The sequence below is a fragment of the Serratia sp. TSO36 genome, assembly GCF_057808395.1.
The window spans coordinates 410,654-430,711 of sequence record NZ_JBJZOU010000012.1; the positions used below are offsets into that span (position 1 = coordinate 410,654).

General features: G+C 59.0%; 20 protein-coding genes and 1 other annotated feature. Of the genes, 19 read left to right on the plus strand and 1 reads right to left on the minus strand.

What is annotated here, in order from left to right; all coding sequences use genetic code 11:
• The first annotated feature begins 81 nt into the window (after positions 1–81).
• Positions 82–204, plus strand: a sequence feature (Phe leader region).
• The 4 genes from pheM (at position 86) to ihfA (ending at position 4,063) form a co-directional block, all read left to right on the plus strand.
• The gene (gene pheM, locus ACK3CV_RS11390) at positions 86–130 is read left to right on the plus strand and encodes a pheST operon leader peptide PheM (RefSeq protein WP_121626058.1); all 45 of its coding nucleotides are present in this window, start codon (positions 86–88) and stop codon (positions 128–130) included. It overlaps the preceding feature by 45 nt.
• A 172-nt stretch (positions 205–376) precedes the next feature.
• Entirely contained in the window at positions 377–1,360 is a 984-nt protein-coding gene (pheS, locus tag ACK3CV_RS11395) for a phenylalanine--tRNA ligase subunit alpha (protein WP_004931416.1), read from the plus strand.
• A 14-nt stretch (positions 1,361–1,374) separates the two neighbouring features.
• Positions 1,375–3,762, plus strand: coding sequence for a phenylalanine--tRNA ligase subunit beta (pheT, locus tag ACK3CV_RS11400; RefSeq protein ID WP_033653918.1), 2,388 nt, complete (start codon positions 1,375–1,377; stop codon positions 3,760–3,762).
• 4 nt (positions 3,763–3,766) lie between these two features.
• A complete protein-coding gene (gene ihfA, locus ACK3CV_RS11405) occupies positions 3,767–4,063 on the plus strand; it encodes an integration host factor subunit alpha (RefSeq protein ID WP_004931414.1) in 297 nt (98 codons plus the stop codon).
• Between the two features lie 184 nt (positions 4,064–4,247).
• Here the strand turns inward: ihfA and ACK3CV_RS11410 are convergent, their stop codons facing one another.
• Complete coding sequence (locus tag ACK3CV_RS11410; RefSeq protein ID WP_033638327.1) at positions 4,248–4,379, minus strand: hypothetical protein; 132 nt, start codon at positions 4,377–4,379, stop codon at positions 4,248–4,250.
• Between the two features lie 232 nt (positions 4,380–4,611).
• Between ACK3CV_RS11410 and ACK3CV_RS11415 the strand changes: the two genes are divergently transcribed.
• The 15 genes from ACK3CV_RS11415 (at position 4,612) to ACK3CV_RS11485 (ending at position 20,024) form a co-directional block, all read left to right on the plus strand.
• Positions 4,612–5,028 carry a DUF2502 domain-containing protein gene (locus tag ACK3CV_RS11415; protein ID WP_164141389.1) on the plus strand — a complete coding sequence of 139 codons (417 nt, stop codon included), beginning with the start codon at positions 4,612–4,614 and terminating at the stop codon, positions 5,026–5,028.
• Between the two features lie 178 nt (positions 5,029–5,206).
• The gene (gene btuC / locus ACK3CV_RS11420) at positions 5,207–6,214 is read left to right on the plus strand and encodes a vitamin B12 ABC transporter permease BtuC (protein WP_033638330.1); all 1,008 of its coding nucleotides are present in this window, start codon (positions 5,207–5,209) and stop codon (positions 6,212–6,214) included.
• 45 nt (positions 6,215–6,259) lie between these two features.
• Positions 6,260–6,811 (plus strand): glutathione peroxidase, encoded by a 552-nt coding sequence (locus tag ACK3CV_RS11425; RefSeq protein WP_060387687.1) that lies wholly within the window; start codon positions 6,260–6,262, stop codon positions 6,809–6,811.
• A gap of 5 nt (positions 6,812–6,816) precedes the next feature.
• A complete protein-coding gene (gene btuD / locus ACK3CV_RS11430) occupies positions 6,817–7,572 on the plus strand; it encodes a vitamin B12 ABC transporter ATP-binding protein BtuD (RefSeq protein ID WP_033638333.1) in 756 nt (251 codons plus the stop codon).
• A 397-nt stretch (positions 7,573–7,969) separates the two neighbouring features.
• On the plus strand, positions 7,970–9,124 hold the full coding sequence (gene arnB / locus ACK3CV_RS11435) for a UDP-4-amino-4-deoxy-L-arabinose aminotransferase (RefSeq protein ID WP_033638335.1): 1,155 nt from the start codon (positions 7,970–7,972) through the stop codon (positions 9,122–9,124).
• Positions 9,081–10,091, plus strand: a complete 1,011-nt coding sequence (gene arnC, locus ACK3CV_RS11440) for an undecaprenyl-phosphate 4-deoxy-4-formamido-L-arabinose transferase (protein WP_194243198.1) — start codon at positions 9,081–9,083, stop codon at positions 10,089–10,091. Before arnB ends, arnC begins: the two co-directional genes overlap by 44 nt.
• Positions 10,091–12,073, plus strand: coding sequence for a bifunctional UDP-4-amino-4-deoxy-L-arabinose formyltransferase/UDP-glucuronic acid oxidase ArnA (gene arnA, locus ACK3CV_RS11445; RefSeq protein ID WP_033638761.1), 1,983 nt, complete (start codon positions 10,091–10,093; stop codon positions 12,071–12,073). Before arnC ends, arnA begins: the two co-directional genes overlap by 1 nt.
• A complete protein-coding gene (gene arnD / locus ACK3CV_RS11450; RefSeq protein ID WP_033638341.1) occupies positions 12,070–12,975 on the plus strand; it encodes a 4-deoxy-4-formamido-L-arabinose-phosphoundecaprenol deformylase in 906 nt (301 codons plus the stop codon). Before arnA ends, arnD begins: the two co-directional genes overlap by 4 nt.
• On the plus strand, positions 12,972–14,636 hold the full coding sequence (gene arnT / locus ACK3CV_RS11455) for a lipid IV(A) 4-amino-4-deoxy-L-arabinosyltransferase (protein ID WP_164141391.1): 1,665 nt from the start codon (positions 12,972–12,974) through the stop codon (positions 14,634–14,636). The genes arnD and arnT overlap by 4 nt, the downstream gene beginning before the upstream one ends.
• Positions 14,633–14,977, plus strand: a complete 345-nt coding sequence (gene arnE / locus ACK3CV_RS11460; RefSeq protein ID WP_033638345.1) for a 4-amino-4-deoxy-L-arabinose-phosphoundecaprenol flippase subunit ArnE — start codon at positions 14,633–14,635, stop codon at positions 14,975–14,977. Before arnT ends, arnE begins: the two co-directional genes overlap by 4 nt.
• Positions 14,974–15,366, plus strand: a complete 393-nt coding sequence (gene arnF, locus ACK3CV_RS11465; RefSeq protein WP_033638346.1) for a 4-amino-4-deoxy-L-arabinose-phosphoundecaprenol flippase subunit ArnF — start codon at positions 14,974–14,976, stop codon at positions 15,364–15,366. Before arnE ends, arnF begins: the two co-directional genes overlap by 4 nt.
• A 176-nt stretch (positions 15,367–15,542) precedes the next feature.
• Positions 15,543–16,007 carry an NlpC/P60 family protein gene (locus ACK3CV_RS11470; RefSeq protein ID WP_016927954.1) on the plus strand — a complete coding sequence of 155 codons (465 nt, stop codon included), beginning with the start codon at positions 15,543–15,545 and terminating at the stop codon, positions 16,005–16,007.
• Between the two features lie 59 nt (positions 16,008–16,066).
• Positions 16,067–17,080, plus strand: a complete 1,014-nt coding sequence (gene lplA, locus ACK3CV_RS11475) for a lipoate--protein ligase (RefSeq protein WP_164141392.1) — start codon at positions 16,067–16,069, stop codon at positions 17,078–17,080.
• Between the two features lie 510 nt (positions 17,081–17,590).
• Positions 17,591–18,322, plus strand: coding sequence for an EAL domain-containing protein (locus ACK3CV_RS11480; RefSeq protein ID WP_033646308.1), 732 nt, complete (start codon positions 17,591–17,593; stop codon positions 18,320–18,322).
• Positions 18,323–18,581: 259 nt separating this feature from the next.
• Complete coding sequence (locus ACK3CV_RS11485; protein ID WP_164141394.1) at positions 18,582–20,024, plus strand: protein adenylyltransferase SelO; 1,443 nt, start codon at positions 18,582–18,584, stop codon at positions 20,022–20,024.
• Positions 20,025–20,058 lie beyond the last annotated feature (34 nt).

A 20,058-nucleotide genomic window follows, 5' to 3' on the forward strand; every position in this document is an offset into this window, starting at 1 on the left:
AATCTTTGTTTTCAGCGACAAATATTGACTTTCATTGTCCGCAGCTATATCACTGGTGGGCAATCATCGACAAGGTACCGCAATCATGCACGCAGCTATTTTTCGTTTCTTTTTTTACTTTAGCGCCTGATTTCAGGAGGCTTTGCGCGTAAGAAAAGAAACGAAAAGTAGCGCCTAAGCCTCCCTCGTGGAGGCTTTTTTGTTTTTGGCCATCGTCCCGCCTTGCAACGCGTTGCGGTGAGTATGGCTGGCGTTCAGCTCAGGTGAGCCGCCCGGCCGGCAACGCATTGAAAAGTCTTTGAAGATTGCTCAAAGGCGTGTTCGAATATAGATAACAATTACTTAGGGCCATCCCGGCCAGAGGAAGAGGAAAGCAATGCCACATCTCGCAGAGCTGGTTGCCAATGCCAAGGCAGCCGTAGAAGATGCCCAGGATGTTGCCGCGTTAGATTTGGTGCGCGTCGAATATTTTGGCAAGAAAGGTCATTTCACCTTGCAGATGCAGTCTCTGCGCGACGTCCCGGCGGAAGATCGTCCGGCGGCCGGCGCGGTGATCAACCAGGCCAAGCAGGAGGTGCAAGACGCCCTGAACGCGCGTAAGAACGCGCTGGAAAGCGCTGCGCTGAACGCGCGCCTGGCGGCTGAAACCATCGACGTCTCCCTGCCGGGCCGTCGCATGGAAAACGGCGGTCTGCATCCGGTGACCCGCACCATCGACCGTATCGAAACCTTCTTCGGCGAGCTGGGCTTCTCCGTTGCCACCGGCCCGGAGATTGAAGACGATTACCACAACTTCGACGCGCTGAACATTCCAGGGCATCACCCGGCGCGCGCCGACCACGATACTTTCTGGTTCGACGCCACGCGCCTGCTGCGCACCCAGACTTCCGGCGTGCAGATCCGCACCATGAAGAACCAGCAGCCGCCGATCCGCATCATTGCGCCGGGCCGCGTTTATCGTAACGACTACGATCAGACGCACACCCCGATGTTCCATCAGATGGAAGGGCTGATCGTCGATAAAGACATCAGTTTCACCAATCTGAAGGGCACGCTGCACGATTTCCTGAACAACTTCTTTGAAGAAGACCTGCAGGTTCGTTTCCGTCCGTCCTACTTCCCGTTCACCGAGCCGTCCGCTGAAGTGGACGTGATGGGCAAGAACGGCAAATGGCTGGAAGTGCTGGGCTGCGGCATGGTGCATCCGAACGTGCTGCGCAACGTGGGCATCGATCCGGAAGTTTACTCCGGCTTCGCCTTCGGTATGGGCATGGAGCGCCTGACGATGCTGCGTTACGGCGTCACCGACCTGCGCGCATTCTTCGAAAACGATCTGCGTTTCCTCAAACAGTTTAAGTAAGGCGGGAATATCACATGAAATTCAGTGAACTCTGGTTGCGCGAGTGGGTAAACCCGGCCATCAGCAGCGAAGCATTATCCGATCAAATCACCATGGCCGGCCTGGAAGTGGACGGCGTGGATCCGGTCGCAGGCGCGTTTAACGGCGTCGTCGTGGGCGAGGTGGTCGAGTGCGGTCAACATCCGAACGCCGACAAACTGCGCGTCACCAAGGTTAACGTAGGCGGCGAACGCCTGCTCGACATCGTCTGCGGCGCGCCAAACTGCCGTACCGGCCTGAAAGTGGCGGTCGCCACCGTGGGCGCGGTGCTGCCGGGCGACTTCAAAATCAAGGCCGCCAAGCTGCGCGGCGAGCCTTCGGAAGGGATGCTGTGCTCGTTCTCCGAGCTGGGCATTTCCGACGATCATGACGGCATCATCGAGCTGCCGCTGGATGCGCCGATCGGCACCGACATCCGTGACTACCTGAAACTGAACGACAACACCATCGAGATCAGCGTCACGCCGAACCGCGCCGACTGCCTGGGCATCATCGGCGTCGCGCGCGACGTGGGCGTACTAAACCAGGTTGCGCTGACCGAGCCGGACATGAGCCCGGTGGCCGCCACCATCGACGCCACGCTGCCGATCCGCGTTGACGCGCCGCAGGCGTGCCCACGCTATCTGGGGCGCGTGGTGAAAGGTATCGACGTCAAGGCGCCAAGCCCGCTGTGGATGCGTGAAAAACTGCGTCGTTGCGGCATCCGTTCTATCGATGCCGTGGTAGACGTCACCAACTATGTGCTGCTGGAGCTTGGCCAGCCGATGCACGCTTTCGATCTGGGCCGCATCGACGGCGGTATCGTGGTGCGCATGGCGGAAGAAGGGGAAACCCTGACGCTGCTGGACGGCAACGAAGCCAAACTGAGCGCCGACACCTTAGTGATCGCCGATCATCAAAAAGCGTTGGCGATGGGCGGTATCTTCGGCGGTGAGCATTCCGGCGTCAACGGGGAAACTCAGGACGTGCTGCTGGAATGCGCCTTCTTCAGCCCGCTGTCGATCACCGGCCGCGCACGCCGTCACGGCTTGCACACCGATGCGTCTCACCGCTATGAACGCGGCGTCGATCCGGCGCTGCAGTACAAAGCGATGGAGCGCGCCACGCGCCTGCTGCTCGACATCTGCGGCGGCCAGGCCGGCCCGGTTATCGACGTAACCCACGAAAACGAACTGCCGAAGCGTGCCACCATCACGCTGCGCCGCGAGAAGCTGGATCGTCTGATCGGCCACGTGGTACCGAGCGAGCAGGTCAGCGACATTCTGCGCCGCCTGGGCTGCCAGGTGACCGAGCAGGGCGACAGCTGGCAAGCGGTCGCGCCGAGCTGGCGTTTCGATATGGAAATCGAAGAGGATCTGGTGGAAGAAGTGGCGCGCGTTTACGGCTACGACAACATCCCGGATGTGCCGGTGCGCGCCGATCTGGTGATGACCCAGCATCGCGAAGCCGATCTGACGCTCAAGCGCGTGAAGACCATGCTGGTCGATCACGGCTACCAGGAAGCGATCACCTACAGCTTCGTCGATCCGAAAGTGCAGGCGCTGCTGCACCCGAATGAAGAAGCGCTGATCCTGCCGAGCCCGATTTCGGTCGAGATGTCGGCGATGCGCCTGTCGTTGTGGACCGGTTTGCTGTCCGCGGTGGTGTATAACCAGAACCGTCAGCAGACGCGTCTGCGCCTGTTCGAAAGCGGCCTGCGCTTTGTGCCTGATAGTGCGGCAGATCTGGGGATTCGTCAGGACGTCATGCTGGCAGGCGTGATCGCCGGCCATACGCACGATGAGCATTGGGATCTGGCGCGCAAGCCCGTCGACTTCTATGATTTAAAAGGGGATCTGGAGTCTGTCCTCGAACTGACCGGTAAATTATCCGAAATTCAGTTCCGGGCGGAAGCCAATCCGGCCCTGCATCCAGGGCAGAGTGCGGCGATTTATTTGCACGGCGAACGCGTAGGTTTCATCGGTGTGATTCACCCGGAACTTGAACGTAAACTGGATCTTAACGGCCGCACCGTGGTGTTTGAACTGGAGTGGAACAAGCTTGCGAGCCGCGCCGTGCCTCAGGCGCGGGAGATTTCGCGCTTCCCGGCAAACCGCCGTGATATCGCCGTTGTGGTGGCTGAAAACGTCCCCGCAGAAGATATTTTGGCCGAGTGTAAGAAAGTTGGCGCAAATCAGGTAGTTGGCGTAAACTTGTTTGACGTGTACCGTGGCAAGGGCGTGGCAGAAGGTGACAAGAGCCTGGCTATCAGTCTGGTATTGCAGGATACCGCTCGTACACTGGAAGAAGAGGAGATAGCCGCTACCGTTGCAAAATGCGTAGAGGCTCTAAAACAGCGATTCCAAGCATCCTTGAGGGATTGAACCTATGGCGCTTACTAAAGCTGAAATGTCAGAACACCTGTTTGAGAAGCTTGGGCTTAGCAAACGGGACGCCAAAGACCTGGTGGAACTGTTCTTTGAAGAGGTCCGTCGGGCCCTTGAGAATGGCGAACAGGTAAAACTGTCGGGTTTTGGCAACTTTGATCTGCGTGACAAGAACCAACGTCCGGGGCGTAACCCGAAGACCGGCGAAGACATTCCGATTACGGCGCGCCGCGTGGTGACCTTCCGTCCGGGGCAGAAGCTGAAAAGCCGGGTAGAAAACGCCAGCCCGAAAGGGTGAGTGACGTGTGATATCAAAAAAGGCCGCTTGCGCGGCCTTTTTCTTTTTTGGCATAAAATTCAGTTTATTCCTAATGGGCAATGTAAGAATTAAAATTCTGCGCTCAAGCGCTACGGAAAAATTTATTTAATCTCAATTGCGGAATATTCTTAACTCTTATTTGGTGAGTGGCGTTTTTTTCGCTTCAATAACGGCCGTGATAATGGCCAGGGCCATCGCCACGGTGGCCGCCGCCCCAGTGTGGGCCCCAGCAGCAGGCGCTGAGGCTCGCGGCCAGGGCCACAACGGCCAGCAGGCTGCCTATACGTTTAATCATCTTATTATCCTCCGATGGAAACTCGCTTAATTATAATTGCCGCGCCGCTTGAGAGCCGTCAGTTATTCGTTAAGCCTTGTCAGCGATTATGATAATTAAAGGCGAGGGCAAACAGTGTAGGGATTGTGTAAGGCCGTCGAAAACAATCTGAAAATAGGCATCGGTGAGATAGTGGTTAAATAAACGCGCTGATATAACCACTGCAGCAAGAAAAATAGAGTGAGAAGGCAAAATGAAAAAGATCCTGTTGCTGGTGTGTTTCCCGCTGTTGCTGCCGCTGGCGGCGCAGGCCGATGTCTCTGTCGATATCAATGTGCCGGGCGTTTCTCTGCATCTGGGGGATCAGGACCGTCGCGGCTACTACTGGGATGGTTACGACTGGCGTCCACCGCAGTGGTGGCATGCGCATCAGGGCCGCGGTCTGGGTGAGCGCAATGCGCGCGGCATGTACTGGGACGGCGGCCGCTGGCAGCCATCGCCGCCGCGTGGCTACGATCACCGTGAGCCGGTACGCAGCGGCAATCCGTTCCGCGGCGATCGCGATAATCGCGACCACGAGCGCAATCATGACGATCGCGGTGCCTCCGACCGCCGCGATGACGGCCGCGGCCAGCCTTATCCACCGGGTAACGCCGGCCCGCATCGTTAACCCTGAGTTTATCGGCGGCTGGTTTTGCCATCATCGTTGCGATGACGGGCAAGGCCAGCCGCTGCTTTCCTGCGTCATCATCCACGCAAGGCTTCCCCTTGCGGCGTTAACCCCCTAATATTCGACTCAAACGTCAATTATCCGGCCACGACAGCGGCCGGCAGGGAACCGCCGCGCCATGCCAACCAGCCGTACCTTCACCTTATTGTTGCAACATCAACGCTACCGCGATAAACGCCAGATCGGTCTGTTGGCGCTGGGCGTGGCGGTGGCGTTGCTGTTCAGCCTTTGCGCCGGCGACCAATGGATATGGCCGTCAGAGTGGTTCAGCGATCGGGCGCAACTGTTCGTCTGGCAACTGCGTTTGCCGCGCGCGCTGGCGGTGATGCTGGTCGGCGCCGCCCTGGCGGTGGCGGGCGCGGTAATGCAGGCGCTGTTTGAAAACCCGCTGGCGGAGCCCGGTCTGCTGGGCGTCGCTAACGGCGCCGGCGTAGCGCTGGTGCTGACGGTGTTGTTGGGGCAGGGGTTGTTGCCGGTGGCGCTGATGAGCGCCGCCGCGATAGCCGGTGCGCTGGCGATGACCTTCTTGTTGCTGGGCTTCGCTCGCCGCCGACGTCTGACCAATGCGCGGCTGTTGCTGGTCGGCGTGGCGCTGGGCATCGTGTGCAGCGCGCTGATGACCTGGGCGGTCTATTTCAGCACCAGCCTCGATCTGCGGCAGCTGATGTACTGGATGATGGGCGGTTTCGGCGGGGTCGACTGGCGCCAAAAGTGGCTGGTGCTGGCGCTGCTGCCGGTGCTGCTGTGGCTGTGTGGCCAGGGCAAAGCGCTCAACCTGATGGCGCTGGGCGAGGTACAAGCGCGGCAACTAGGGCTGTCGCTGCATCTGTGGCGTAACCTGCTGGTGCTGGCGATCGGCTGGCTGGTCGGCGTCAGCGTGGCGCTCGCCGGGGTGATTGGCTTCGTTGGGTTGGTGATCCCGCATATTTTGCGGCTTATCGGCCTGACCGACCAACGCTATCTGTTGCCGGCCTGCGCGCTGGCCGGGGCCGGGGTGTTGCTGGTGGCCGATGTGGTTGCCCGCATTGCGCTGCTGGCGGCCGAGCTGCCGATCGGCGTGGTGACCGCCACGCTGGGGGCGCCGCTATTTATCTGGTTACTGACCCGGGCAAAAGGCGTAAGGTAGTTCTCTTCATTCACCTGCCATTAAAAAACCAAAGGATGACAACCGATGAGCAAGCCAATCGACAACCTGCCGTTACAAACCATTGAAAATCAGCCGACCACGCTGGGCGCCTACCGGGGTAAGGTGTTGCTGGTGGTCAACGTGGCCTCGGAGTGCGGCCTGACCAAACAGTACGAAGGGCTGGAAGCGCTGTACGAAGCCTACCGCGATCAAGGGCTGGAAGTCCTCGGGTTCCCGTCCAATGAATTCCTGGGCCAGGAGCCGGGCAGCAACGAAGAGATCCTGGCGTTTTGCCGTGGCACCTTCGGCGTGCAATTCCCGATGTTCGCCAAGATTGAGGTGAACGGCGAACGCCGTCATCCGCTGTACCAGGCGCTGATTGCCGCACAGCCGGAGGCTGTCGCACCGCAGGGCAGCGAGTTTCTGGCGCGGATGACCAGCAAAGGGCGTGCGCCGAAGCACACCGGCGATATTCTGTGGAACTTCGAGAAATTCCTGATCGCGCGCGACGGCACGGTGATCCAGCGCTTCTCGCCTGACACTACGCCGGAAGATCCGGCGCTGGTGGCGGCAGTGAAACAAGCGCTGGCAGGATAAGACAGATGCTGCAACTCGTTGAGGTTGGGGTGGCGGGGCGCCTGGCGCCTTTTTCGGCACAGATTGACGGCGGGTTGCAGGTTCACCTGATCGGCCCCAATGGTGCAGGGAAGAGCACCCTGTTGGCGCGGGTGGCGGGCATGCTGCCGGGGCTGGGCGAAATCTGCCTGGACGGACGCGCGTTGGCCGATTATCCGGGGAGCGAGCTGGCGCGCCGACGTGGTTATCTCAGCCAGCAACAGCCGCCGGTGTCGCTGATGCCGGTGTTTCAGTATTTGGCGTTGCACCGGCCTGCCGGCGCGGCGCAAACCGAGGTGGAGCACGCCATTCTCTATCTATGCCAGCGGTTGAAGCTGGTGGATAAGCTGTCACGCACGTTGACGCAGCTTTCCGGTGGCGAATGGCAGCGGGTGCGGCTGGCGGCGGTGTTGCTGCAGGTGTGGCCCAGCGTCAATCCGCACAGCCGGTTGTTGTTGCTGGATGAACCGACCAATAGCCTGGATGTGGCGCAAAAGGTCGCGCTGGATCGCCTGCTGCGCGAATTCTGCCAAAGTGGGCGCAGCGCGCTGGTGTGCGCGCACGATCTGAATCATACCCTGCAGCAGGCCGATCGGGTTTGGTTGCTGCACGCTGGGCAGCTGGTCGCGCAGGGCATCACCCGTGAGGTGATGGCGCCCGACCTGTTGTCGCAGATCTATGAAGTGGATTTTCACCTGCAATGGGTGGGGAACCAGCGTTGGATCATGACGCGCACGGCTTAATTCGTCCCGGCAGCATAAATGTAAACGAAAACTAAACGTAGTGAATATAAATAGCCGGGTAATCATCGGCTATTATTGTTCCACCGCTCATTTTATCGTGGGTTTTATTGAAAAACGTCAATGACGTGCTAGGCTTGATTCGGCAAAAATAAAATAAGTAAATAATTATTAATATATATAATAAATTGATTTTCATAGTAAATTTAAATTAATGATGACGGCACCTATCCATCAGTTCTCCCACTGATGACACGTCTCGTCTTAAGGTTTAGTTAAGCTTGCGGCCTTACATTGTCAGTTAATCCACGGAAACGATTCTTCTCTGGCGTTTAATATTCGTTAAACGAAAGGGATTTACAGTGTCATCAAAAGCAGCTCGATACGTTTGGGGTTAACTATGGATCAATTTTTGCCTTTCTCTCGTCCGGCCATCGGCGATGAAGAAATCGCCGCGGTAGAGAAAGTGTTGCGTTCCGGTTGGATCACCACCGGGCCGCAAAACCAGCAACTGGAAAGCGACTTCTGCTCCACTTTCGGCTGTAAGCACGCCATCGCCGTCAGTTCCGCCACGGCGGGCATGCACATCACGCTGATGGCGCTGGGCATCGGCCCCGGCGACGAAGTCATCACCCCTTCGCAAACCTGGGTCTCCACCCTCAACATGATCGAGCTGCTGGGCGCCACGCCGGTGATGATCGACGTTGACCGTGATACGTTGATGGTCAGCGCCGCCGATGTCGAGGCTGCCATCACCCCGAACACCAAAGCGATTGTTCCGGTGCATTATGCCGGTGCTCCCCTGCAAATGGATGCGCTGCGCGCCGTAGCCGCACGCCATCGCTTGCCGCTGATCGAAGACGCCGCCCACGCGGTCGGCACGCGCTACAACGGCGAATGGGTCGGCGCACGCGGCACGGCGATTTTCTCTTTCCACGCGATTAAAAACGTGACCTGCGCCGAAGGCGGCCTGATCGCCACCGACGACGATGCGCTGGCGGATCGCCTGCGTTGCCTGAAGTTCCACGGTCTGGCCGTCGATGCCTTCGATCGCCAGCAGCTTGGCCGTAAACCGCAGGCCGAAGTGGTCGAGCCGGGTTACAAATACAACCTGTCCGACATTCATGCGGCGATCGCCGTGGTGCAGCTGTCGCGCTTTGCTGAGCTGAACGCGCGCCGTAAGGCGCTGGCACAGCGCTACCTGAGCGCGCTGGAAGGCTCGCCGTTCCAACCGTTGGGCGTGCCGGATTATCCGCATGATCACGCCTGGCACCTGTTTATGGTTCGCGTCGATCCCGCGCGTTGCGGCATCGATCGCGACCAGCTGATGGAGCGCCTGAAAGAGGTTGGCGTCGGCACTGGGCTGCATTTCCGCGCCGCGCATACTCAGAAATTCTACCGTGAGCGTTATCCGCAGCTTTCTTTGCCGAATACCGAATGGAACTCGGCGCGGCTGTGCACCTTACCGCTATTCCCTGATATGACCGACGCCGACGTGGATCGCGTGGTCAATGCCTTGTCTTCTGTTGTGGAGTCTTTACGTGCCTCGCGTTGAACCGATTAAAAAAGTCTCGGTAGTCATCCCGGTATACAACGAGCAGGAAAGCCTGCCGGCGTTGCTGGAGCGGACTACTGCCGCCTGTAAGCAGTTATCTCAACCTTATGAAATCATCCTCGTCGACGATGGCAGCAGCGACAACTCCGCTGACATGCTGACTGCGGCGGCGGAAAAGCCGGATAGCCACGTGATCGCCGTCTTGCTGAACCGCAACTATGGCCAGCACTCGGCCATTATGGCCGGCTTCAATCAGGTGACCGGCGATCTGGTGATTACGCTGGACGCCGATCTGCAGAACCCGCCGGAGGAGATCCCACGGCTGGTCAGCGTGGCGGAAGAGGGCTATGACGTGGTGGGCACCGTGCGCGCCAACCGTCAGGACTCCTGGTTCCGCAAAAGCGCCTCGCGCGTGATCAACATGATGATTCAACGCGCCACCGGCAAGTCGATGGGGGACTACGGCTGCATGCTGCGCGCCTACCGTCGTCATATCGTTGAGGCGATGCTGCACTGCCATGAGCGTAGCACCTTTATCCCGATCCTGGCGAATACCTTCGCCCGCCGCACGACCGAGATCGACGTGCGTCACGCCGAACGCGAGTTTGGTGACTCCAAGTACAGCCTGATGAAGTTGATCAACCTGATGTATGACCTGATCACCTGCCTGACCACCACGCCGCTGCGTTTGCTCAGCGTGGTCGGCAGCATCGTGGCGCTGTCCGGGTTTGTGCTGGCGCTGGTGCTGATAGCGCTGCGTCTGCTGCTCGGCCCTGAATGGGCCGCCGGCGGCGTGTTCACCCTTTTCGCCGTCCTGTTCACCTTTATCGGCGCCCAGTTTGTCGGCATGGGGCTGCTGGGTGAATACATCGGCCGCATCTATACCGACGTGCGCGCGCGTCCTCGCTATTTTGTTCAGAAAGTGGTCGGTGCACAGCAGGGCCACAATACTCAGGAAGAAGAATGATGAAAGCTATTGTATTTGCTTACCATGATATTGGCTGCGCCGGTCTGAAAGCGCTGACTGAGGCGGGTTATGACGTGCAGGCCGTGTTCACGCACACCGACGACCCTGGCGAGAACAACTTCTTCTCCTCCGTGGCCCGTTTGGGCGCCGAATTGGATCTGCCAGTCTATGCGCCAGAGGACGTAAACCACCCGCTGTGGGTTGACCGCATTCGCGCACTGCAGCCGGACGTGATCTTCTCGTTCTATTACCGCCACATGCTGAGCGACGAGATCCTGTCGCTGGCACCGCAGGGCGGTTTCAATCTGCATGGTTCGCTGCTGCCGCGTTACCGTGGCCGTGCGCCGGTGAACTGGGCGCTGGTGAACGGCGAAACCGAAACCGGCGCCACGCTGCACAAGATGGTGAAACGCCCGGACGCCGGCGACATCGTCGGGCAGCAAAAAGTGGCCATCGCCGACAGCGATACCGCGCTGACGCTGCACAAAAAAGTGCTGGAAGCCGCGCAGATCGTGTTGAAAGAGCAACTGCCGAAGCTGAAGAACGGCACCGCCACTTTCACCAAGCAGGATGAGTCCCAGGCCAGCTACTTCGGCCGCCGCAGCGCGGCGGACGGCGAGATCCTGTGGCACAAATCCGCCAAAGAGATCAACAACCTGGTGCGCGCCGTCACCGAGCCGTACCCGGGTGCGTTCAGCTACCTCGGCCAGCGCCAGCTGATCGTCTGGCGCTCTCGCGTGCTGGATACCCAACACGATAAGCAGCCGGGCACCGTGCTGAGCACCTCGCCGCTGGTCATCGCCTGTGGCGAAGGCGCGCTGGAGATCGTCGCCGGTCAAAACGACAGCGGTCTGTACGTGCAGGGCAGCCGCCTGGCGCAGGAAATGGGCATCGTCACCGACGTGCGTTTGGCCGCCAAGCCGAACGCCGCGATGAAACGCCGCACCCGCGTACTGATCCTCGGGGTCAACGGCTTCATCGGCAACCACCTGACCGAGCGCCTGCTGCGCGACGATCGCTACGACATCTACGGTCTGGATATCGGCTCTGACGCCATCAGCCGCTTCCTCGACAATCCGCGCTTCCACTTCGTGGAAGGCGACATCAGCATCCACTCCGAGTGGATCGAGTATCACATCAAGAAATGCGACGTGGTGCTGCCGCTGGTGGCGATCGCGACGCCGATCGAATACACCCGTAACCCGCTGCGCGTGTTCGAGCTGGACTTCGAAGAGAACCTGAAGATCGTTCGCGACTGCGTGAAATACAACAAGCGCATCATCTTCCCGTCCACCTCTGAAGTGTACGGCATGTGCGACGACAAAGAGTTCGACGAAGACCATTCGCGCCTGATCGTTGGGCCGATCAACAAGCAGCGCTGGATCTATTCGGTCTCCAAGCAGCTGCTGGATCGGGTGATCTGGGCTTACGGCGCCAAAGAAGGTCTGAAGTTCACGCTGTTCCGTCCGTTCAACTGGATGGGGCCGCGCCTGGATAACCTGGACGCGGCGCGTATCGGCTCTTCCCGTGCCATCACCCAGCTGATCCTCAACCTGGTGGAAGGTTCGCCGATCAAACTGATGGACGGTGGCGCGCAGAAACGTTGCTTCACCGACATCAACGACGGCATCGAAGCGCTGTTCCGCATCATCGAGAACCGCGACGGCCTGTGCGACGGCCAGATCGTCAACATCGGCAACCCGACCAACGAAGCGAGCATCCGCGAACTGGCAGAAATGCTGCTGGAAAGCTTCAACAACCATCCGCTGCGCGACCGCTTCCCGCCGTTTGCCGGCTTCAAGGACGTGGAGAGCAGCAGCTACTACGGTAAAGGGTATCAGGACGTCGAGCACCGCACGCCGAGCATCAAAAATGCTCACCGCCTGCTGGGCTGGCAGCCGACCATCGAGATGAAGCAAACCATCGCCGATACGCTGGACTACTTCCTGCGCACTACCGTTCAGGAAGGGAACGGTGCATGAAGAAAGTCGGTCTGCGGGTTGATGTAGATACCTTCAGCGGCACCCGTGAAGGGGTGCCGCAGTTGCTGGATCTGTTCGAAAAGTACGACATTCAGGCCAGCTTCTTCTTCAGCGTGGGACCGGACAACATGGGGCGCCATCTTTGGCGCCTTTTGCGTCCGAAATTTTTGTGGAAAATGCTGCGTTCGAACGCCGCCTCGCTGTACGGTCTGGACATTCTGCTGGCCGGCACCGCCTGGCCGGGGCGCAACATTTCACGCGCGCTGGGGCCGCTGATGAAGCGCACCGCCGAAGCCGGCCATGAAGTCGGGCTGCACGCCTGGGATCACCAGGGGTGGCAGGCCAAGGTCGGCAAGTGGAGCGACGCCCAGCTGACCGAACAGGTGCAGCGGGGCGTCGACGCCCTGAGCGCCAGCACCGGCCAGCCGGTGAAATGCTCCGCCGTGGCGGGCTGGCGCGCCGATACGCGCGTGCTGGAGGTCAAACAACGCTTCGGCTTCCATTACAACAGCGATTGCCGCGGCACCCATCCGTTCCGTCCGGTATTGAGCGACGGGCGCCACGGTACGGTGCAGATCCCGGTGACGCTGCCGACCTTCGATGAAGTGATTGGCAGCGAAGTCAGCATGGCCGACTTCAACGACTATATTCTGCGTGCCATCGAGAACGATCGCGGCGTACCGGTGTACACCATTCACACCGAAGTGGAAGGCATGTCGCAGGTGGCGATGTTCGAACAGTTATTGCAACGCGCACAGCGGCAGGGCATCGAATTCTGTCCGCTGAGCGCGCTGTTACCGCAAGATTTGGCGTCACTGCCGTTGGGCCGCATCAAGCGCGCTCCTTTCCCCGGCCGCGAAGGTTGGCTGGGCTGTCAAACCGATGTGAAGGACGTTACATGAAGGCGCTAAAAGGAACCTGGGCCATTGTGCTGGCCGTTTTTTTTGCTCTGGTTTACCTGATCCCGCTTAACGGCCGCCTGCTGTGGCAGCCGGATGAGACGCGTTATGCCGAGATCAGCCGTGAAATGCTGCAGCGCGGCGATTGGGTCGTGCCGCACCTGCTGGGGTTGCGCTATTTCGAAAAGCCGGTGGCGGGTTACTGGTTCAATAACATCAGCCAGTGGCTGTTTGGCGAAAGCAACTTTGCGGTGCGTTTCGGCTCGGTGTTCAGCACCGGCATGACCGCGCTGCTGGTGTTCGCGCTGGCGATGCTGATGTGGCGCAATGCGCGCCGCGCCAGCCTGGCGGCGCTGATGTTCCTGTCGATGGTGCTGGTGTTCAGCATCGGCACCTACAGCGTGCTGGATCCGATGATCTCGCTGTGGTTGGCGGCGGCGATGGTCAGTTATTACCTGACGCTGAAAGCCACCTCGGTCAAAGGCAAGCTGGGCGCTTATGCGTTGCTGGGCCTGGCCTGCGGCATGGGCTTTATGACCAAGGGCTTCCTGGCGCTGGCGGTGCCGGTGATCGCGGTGATCCCGATCGTCATTCAGCAACGCCGCATCAAGGATCTGCTGTGCTATGGCCCGGTGGCGATCGTGACCGCTACGCTGCTCAGCCTGCCGTGGGCGCTGGCGATCGCGCAACGCGAACCCGATTTCTGGAATTACTTCTTCTGGGTCGAGCATATTCAGCGTTTCGCCGAAGATAACGCCCAGCACAAGGCGCCGTTCTGGTATTACCTGCCGGTCCTGCTGGCGGCGGTGCTGCCGTGGCTGGCGCTGCTGCCTGGCGCGCTGCTCAAGGGTTGGCGCGAGCGCGTACAGCGTCCGGAGCTGTTCTTCCTGCTGAGCTGGGCGCTGATGCCGCTGATCTTCTTCAGCATCGCCAAAGGCAAGCTGCCGACCTACATTCTGCCGTGCATGGCCCCGCTGGCGCTGCTGATGACCGCCTATGCGGAAGACTACGCCGCCACGCTGCGCGCCAGGCTGTTCAAGGCCAACGCCTGGCTGAACGGCCTGTTCGGCCTGATCGGCATCGTGGCGCTGGTGGTGTTGAGCTCCGGTCTGCTGCCGAAGGCGCATCTGTTTACTCCGCAGGAGTGGCCGAAACTGGTGCTCGGCCTGATCGCCTTCGGCGGCTGGCTGCTGTTCGCGCTGGTGTCCGTACGCGACAACGGCCGCCAATGGCGCTGGGCGGCGGCTTGCCCGGTGCTGCTGTGCCTGGTGATCGGTTACGCCATCCCGCAACAGGTGACCGATTCCAAACTGCCGCAAAACTTTGCCCGCGCCACGATGGCCGAACTGAGCGACAGCCGCTATGTGTTGAGCGACAGCGTCGGGCTGGCGGCCGGCCTGGCCTGGGAGCTGAAGCGCAGCGACGTGCTGATGTACAGCCAGAAAGGTGAGGTGGCCTATGGTCTGGAGTACCCGGACGCCAAGGGGCACCTGATCAGCGATGCCGACTTCCCGCAGTGGCTGGCGCAGGCGCGCAAGCAGGGGAACGTGTCGCTGGTGCTGCAGCTGTCCCGTGGCGAAGCGCTGCCGCAGGAACTGCCCGCCGCAGACAAGGTGGATCGCATGAACCGCCTGGTGCTGATGTGGTATAAACAGCAACCATGATGGGTTTTCTGTTGGTGATTGTGGTCAGCCTGCTCACCTGTGGTGGGCAGCTGTGCCAGAAACAGGCGGCGCACTGTTGGGAACGGGCGGACGAGGCGCGGCTGAAGCTGACGCTGCGCTGGTTGGCGCTGGCGGTGCTGCTGCTGGGGCTGGGCATGGCGGTGTGGCTCAATGTGCTGCAACGCCTGCCGCTCAGCCTGGCTTACCCGATGCTCAGCCTGAACTTCGTGATGGTGACGCTGGCGGCGCGCTGGCTGTTTCATGAGCCGACGACCGCCCGCCACTGGTGCGGCATAGCGTCGATTATGTTGGGGATCCTGCTGATGAGCGTGCATTCATGAGGGGCTATGCCTGGGGCGCCGCCAGCGTGTTGCTGGTGACGTTGGCGCAGTTGCTGATGAAGTGGGGCATGGTGCAAATCCCGCTGATGTCGTTCGCCGACGTCTCGTTGGCGCTGATCGGCGGCTACTGGCTGCCGCTGTTGGCGGTGGGCGGCGGCATCTGCGGTTATGCGCTGTCGATGCTGTGTTGGTTCTTTGCGCTGCGCCACCTGCCGTTAAACCGCGCTTATCCTCTGTTGAGCGTCAGTTACGCGCTGGTCTATCTGGCGGCGGTGATCCTGCCGTGGTTCAACGAGTCCGCTACGCTGCTGAAAACGCTGGGCACGCTGTTTATTCTGTTCGGCGTCTGGCTGATTAACAGCAAGTCCGAGACTAAATCGCCGGAATAGGGCCAAAACCGGCGATCCTGTCATTATCTCCCTTATGGCGCTTGCCTTTTTCCCCGTGCGGGAGATAAATTAACGCCAAATAGCGCTCTCCTTACGTGGTGCCGGCTTTGCCTCGCAGGCGGTGTGGTGGTGTACCGGATGGCATAATGCGGCAACGTGTTCAATGAAGGGATATTATGCGGATGCGTGTGTGGTTTTTATTAGCCAGTTTGATCCTCGCCGGGTGCAGCAGCCATGCGCCGCCGCCCAGCGGCCGCCTGGCGGACTCTATCGTGGTGGTGGCCCAGCTCAATGAGCAGCTGCGCCAGTGGTACGGTACGCCGTACCGTTACGGCGGCCTGGATCGGGGCGGCGTAGATTGTTCCGGCTTTGTTTACCGCACGTTCCGCGATCGTTTTGACATGCAACTGCCGCGTTCGACCGAAGAACAGACCTCGCTGGGCACCAAGGTCTCACGCGATGAGCTGATGCCGGGCGATCTGGTGTTTTTCAAAACCGGCGGCGGTGAGAACGGCCTGCACGTCGGCATTTACGATACCAACGACCAATTTATCCACGCGTCGACCAGCCGTGGAGTGATCCGCTCCTCGCTCGATAACGTCTACTGGAAGCGGGTGTACTGGCAGGCGCGACGCATTTAGCCTTAACCCATTGATTTGGTGTATCATGGCGGCATCTCATGTTTTGGACGGTGCCTGCCATGAACAGCCTGCGTTTACTGATCTCCGACTCCTACGATCCCTGGTTCAACCTGGCGGTGGAAGAGTGCATCTTCCGCGAAATGACCACGCAAAAAATTCTCTTCCTGTGGCGCAATGCCGAAACGGTGGTGATTGGCCAGTCGCAGAACCCCTGGAAAGAGTGCAACACCCGGCGCATGGAGCAGGACGGCATTCGGCTGGCGCGGCGCAGCAGCGGCGGCGGGGCGGTATTTCACGATCTGGGCAATACCTGCTTCACCTTTATGGCCGGCAAGCCGGGCTACGACAAGAGCGTCTCGACCAACATCATTCTGCAAGCGCTGCGGCAGCTGGGCGTCGCGGCTAGCGCGTCGGGGCGCAACGATCTGGTGATGGAAACCGCCGACGGGCCGCGTAAAATATCCGGCTCGGCCTATCGAGAAACCCAGGATCGCGGTTTCCACCACGGCACGCTGCTGCTGAACGCCGATCTGGAGCGGCTGGCGGACTACCTCAATCCCGATCCCAAAAAGCTGCAGGCCAAGGGCATCACCTCGGTGCGTTCACGCGTCGCCAATCTGGCGGAGTTTTTGCCGGGCATCAGCCATGAGCAGGTATGCGACGCCATCGTGCAGGCTTTCTTCGCTCACTATGGCGAAACGGCCGAGCCGGAGATCATTTCGCCGGACGTGTTCCCCGATCTGCCCGATTTTGCCGCGCAGTTCGCCAAACAAAGCAGCTGGGAATGGAATTTCGGCAAGGCGCCGGCGTTCAGCCACTTGCTTAACGAGCGCTTTGTCTGGGGCGGCGTAGACCTGTTCTTCGATGTGGAGAAGGGGGCTATCGTTCGCGCGCAGGTGTTCACCGACAGCCTTAATCCCGCCCCGCTGCAGCGGCTGGCGGATATGCTGGTGGGCTGCCCGTATCGAAGCGAGCCCGTTGCCGCCTGCTGTGACCGACTAATGGAGGATTATCCGCAGCAGGCGGCCGAATTAGCCGAACTGCGGCAATGGCTGAGTGAAACGATCCGTTAGCGAAGGCCTGGTGATGAAGGGATGAGCGTGCTCATCCCTTTTTTTATCGCTGAAATCGACGTTTTGCACGGCGGTAGCGCAGATTTTCTGAAAATCAAGGTGGGCATTTTTTTGCGTTTTCAATGCTGAGAATAACGGGCGGAATTGATGCGTTATTAAATTTAATCAGTCATCGTTAACGGCAGGAAAAATCGGCGTTAAGGCGGGAAGATTATTTTACTTTATTTAAGATTTTTCTTAAATAAAACAAAGGAGATAAGTCAAATTTGGCCGTCAATCCATTCCACTTAAGCCAAATACCTTTTCACATAACGCGTTTGGCGGGCGCCATGGCATAAGTTAGGCTGCTTTTCTTTGCGCCTTTCACGATTGTCGTATAGCTTTAATCTATCAATTAAATGATATTTCATGGGTATTTACATTGATATTTCCGATTAATCCCAGAGGGATTGATCGATAAAATATATTGATATACGATGATACGCTAGCCATTCATCCTGTGGCATTAAAATGAACATCCAACTCGAAGCTGACTTTATTAGTAGCTATGTTTTTCAACCTGTTTACTCAATGGAGGGTGGGCTGTTGGCGGTGGAAATGTTGAGCCGATTCAACAGTCTCGACGGTGATTTAGCCATGCCGGCCGAAATTGGGATTAATTTATTGGCGCCTGAACAAAGGATTGAGTTATTTAATGAGCAACTGAAACTTGCGGAGCAGCATGCGGCTTGGTTTACCGGTAACAACGTGCAGTTGACCATCAATATCGAAGAAACCATCGTTGAGCTTATTCTTTCCGATTCGGCGTTGTGCCAACGGATCGGGCAATATCCTTTTATTGCATTTGAAGTGAGTGAGAGTTTTCCGAATCTTTCGGCCGGGAAGAACAACCCGAGCGTGCGGCGATTAAGCGAAATGTTTACGCTGTGGCTCGATGATTTCGGTTCCGGTAAAGCCACGCTGACCGCGTTGTACGATGGTTTGTTTGACTACGTAAAGATAGACAAGCGTTTTTACTGGCAGCTGTTTACCCATCAGGGATATGACGTGGTCATCGACTCGTTGTTAAAGAATATCAACCTGTTATGTAAAGGCGTGATCGTCGGAGGAATAGAGAAAAAAGAGTATTTTAATAAACTCAGGTACGCCGGTGTTTTAGGTCTGCAAGGTTTTTTATGGCCCAGCGTTGGTGTGGATAATCTGCAAGCTTTGCTGGCGACGCCCAGCGAGTTCAATAATTAAGAAGTGATATAAAAAAATTACACACAATGAGGGAAATCATGCGTGGAGTGAGGTTACCGTGATTCCGCTACCGTTATTGATCCTCGTTGTTGGGCTGATAACACCGTTTATCAGCCGGCATTAAACCCGCGCTTCCTCAGCCAGGCGGAACGCCAAACTCCCCGCATCCGTCCTGACGACAGGCGGATGCGTTCTCCCTGCATTCCTTCGGTGTTAATCCGCTCGTTCAGGCTCTACACTACGCTGAAACGGAGGGCCTATGCCGCAGTTCGATAACGCTTACTACCAACAGTTACCCGGCTTCTACACCGCTCTGAACCCGACGCCGCTCAAGGATGCGCGCCTGCTGTACCACAGCGAGCCGCTGGCGCGCGAGCTGGGGCTGGATGAAAGCTGGTTTACTCAGGATAAAACCCCGATTTGGGCGGGAGAAACGCTGCTGCCGGGCATGCAGCCGCTGGCGCAGGTGTACAGTGGCCACCAGTTCGGCGTGTGGGCCGGGCAGTTGGGCGATGGCCGCGGCATTTTGCTTGGCGAACAGGTTCTGGCGGACGGCAGCCACCGCGATTGGCACCTGAAGGGCGCCGGGCTGACGCCGTATTCGCGCATGGGGGACGGCCGCGCGGTGCTGCGTTCGGTTATCCGTGAGTTTCTGGCCTCTGAGGCGCTGCACCATTTGGGGATCCCCACCACCCGAGCGTTGACCATCGTCACCAGCAGGCAGCCGGTGTTCCGCGAGCAGCCGGAACGCGGTGCCATGCTGATGCGGGTGGCGGAAAGCCACGTGCGCTTCGGCCACTTCGAACACTTTTACTACCATAAACAGCCGGAGCAGGTACGGCAGCTGGCGGATTTCGTCATTGCCCGTCACTGGCCGCAGCTGCAGGATCAGGCCGAGCGCTACCTGTTGTGGTTTACCGACGTGGTCGAACGGACGGCGCGCCTGATCGCCCATTGGCAAACCGTCGGTTTCGCGCACGGCGTGATGAACACCGACAACATGTCGATTCTCGGTATCACCATCGATTACGGCCCTTACGGTTTCCTTGACGACTACCAGCCCGGCTATATCTGCAACCATTCCGATCACCAGGGGCGTTACGCCTTCGACAATCAGCCGGCGGTGGCGTTGTGGAACCTGCATCGTCTGGCGCAGACCCTATCGGGGCTGATGACCACCGAACAGCTGCAGCAGGCGCTGGCGGCGTATGAGCCGGAGCTGATGCGCACCTACGGCGAACAGATGCGCGCCAAACTCGGCTTCTTCACCCCGACGGCGCAGGACAACGACGTGCTCACCGGTCTGTTGAGCCTGATGGCGCAGGAAGGGCGGGACTATACCCGCACGTTCCGCCTGTTGAGCGAGACCGAACAGCAGCAGGCGCAGTCGCCGCTGCGCGACGAGTTTATCGATCGCGCGGCGTTCGACGCCTGGTATCAGCAGTATCGTCAGCGTTTGCAACAGGAGCAGGTGAGCGATGCGGAGCGGCAACGGGCGATGAAGGCGGTGAATCCGCGGCTGATCCTGCGCAACTACCTGGCGCAGCAGGCGATTGAGGACGCGGAGAACGACGACGTGGGCCGTTTGCAGCGATTGCATCAGGCCCTGCTGCGGCCGTTCGACGATGTGCCGGAGTATGACGATCTCGCCGCGCTGCCGCCGGACTGGGGCAAGCACCTGGAGATTTCCTGCTCCAGCTGAGATGAAGAAAGGGCGCTTGATAGCGCCCTTAAAT

What these genes read in the sequence shown, in the direction of transcription:
- pheS (WP_004931416.1), top strand. Translation starts at nt 377, where the DNA reads ATGCCACATCTCGCAGAGCTGGTTGCCAATGCCAAGGCAGCCGTAGAA.
- pheT (WP_033653918.1), top strand. Translation starts at nt 1,375, where the DNA reads ATGAAATTCAGTGAACTCTGGTTGCGCGAGTGGGTAAACCCGGCCATC.
- ihfA (WP_004931414.1), top strand. Translation starts at nt 3,767, where the DNA reads ATGGCGCTTACTAAAGCTGAAATGTCAGAACACCTGTTTGAGAAGCTT.
- ACK3CV_RS11410 (WP_033638327.1), bottom strand. Translation starts at nt 4,379, where the DNA reads ATGATTAAACGTATAGGCAGCCTGCTGGCCGTTGTGGCCCTGGCCGCG.
- ACK3CV_RS11415 (WP_164141389.1), top strand. Translation starts at nt 4,612, where the DNA reads ATGAAAAAGATCCTGTTGCTGGTGTGTTTCCCGCTGTTGCTGCCGCTG.
- btuC (WP_033638330.1), top strand. Translation starts at nt 5,207, where the DNA reads ATGCCAACCAGCCGTACCTTCACCTTATTGTTGCAACATCAACGCTAC.
- ACK3CV_RS11425 (WP_060387687.1), top strand. Translation starts at nt 6,260, where the DNA reads ATGAGCAAGCCAATCGACAACCTGCCGTTACAAACCATTGAAAATCAG.
- btuD (WP_033638333.1), top strand. Translation starts at nt 6,817, where the DNA reads ATGCTGCAACTCGTTGAGGTTGGGGTGGCGGGGCGCCTGGCGCCTTTT.
- arnB (WP_033638335.1), top strand. Translation starts at nt 7,970, where the DNA reads ATGGATCAATTTTTGCCTTTCTCTCGTCCGGCCATCGGCGATGAAGAA.
- arnC (WP_194243198.1), top strand. Translation starts at nt 9,081, where the DNA reads ATGCCTTGTCTTCTGTTGTGGAGTCTTTACGTGCCTCGCGTTGAACCG.
- arnA (WP_033638761.1), top strand. Translation starts at nt 10,091, where the DNA reads ATGAAAGCTATTGTATTTGCTTACCATGATATTGGCTGCGCCGGTCTG.
- arnD (WP_033638341.1), top strand. Translation starts at nt 12,070, where the DNA reads ATGAAGAAAGTCGGTCTGCGGGTTGATGTAGATACCTTCAGCGGCACC.
- arnT (WP_164141391.1), top strand. Translation starts at nt 12,972, where the DNA reads ATGAAGGCGCTAAAAGGAACCTGGGCCATTGTGCTGGCCGTTTTTTTT.
- arnE (WP_033638345.1), top strand. Translation starts at nt 14,633, where the DNA reads ATGATGGGTTTTCTGTTGGTGATTGTGGTCAGCCTGCTCACCTGTGGT.
- arnF (WP_033638346.1), top strand. Translation starts at nt 14,974, where the DNA reads ATGAGGGGCTATGCCTGGGGCGCCGCCAGCGTGTTGCTGGTGACGTTG.
- ACK3CV_RS11470 (WP_016927954.1), top strand. Translation starts at nt 15,543, where the DNA reads ATGCGGATGCGTGTGTGGTTTTTATTAGCCAGTTTGATCCTCGCCGGG.
- lplA (WP_164141392.1), top strand. Translation starts at nt 16,067, where the DNA reads ATGAACAGCCTGCGTTTACTGATCTCCGACTCCTACGATCCCTGGTTC.
- ACK3CV_RS11480 (WP_033646308.1), top strand. Translation starts at nt 17,591, where the DNA reads ATGAACATCCAACTCGAAGCTGACTTTATTAGTAGCTATGTTTTTCAA.
- ACK3CV_RS11485 (WP_164141394.1), top strand. Translation starts at nt 18,582, where the DNA reads ATGCCGCAGTTCGATAACGCTTACTACCAACAGTTACCCGGCTTCTAC.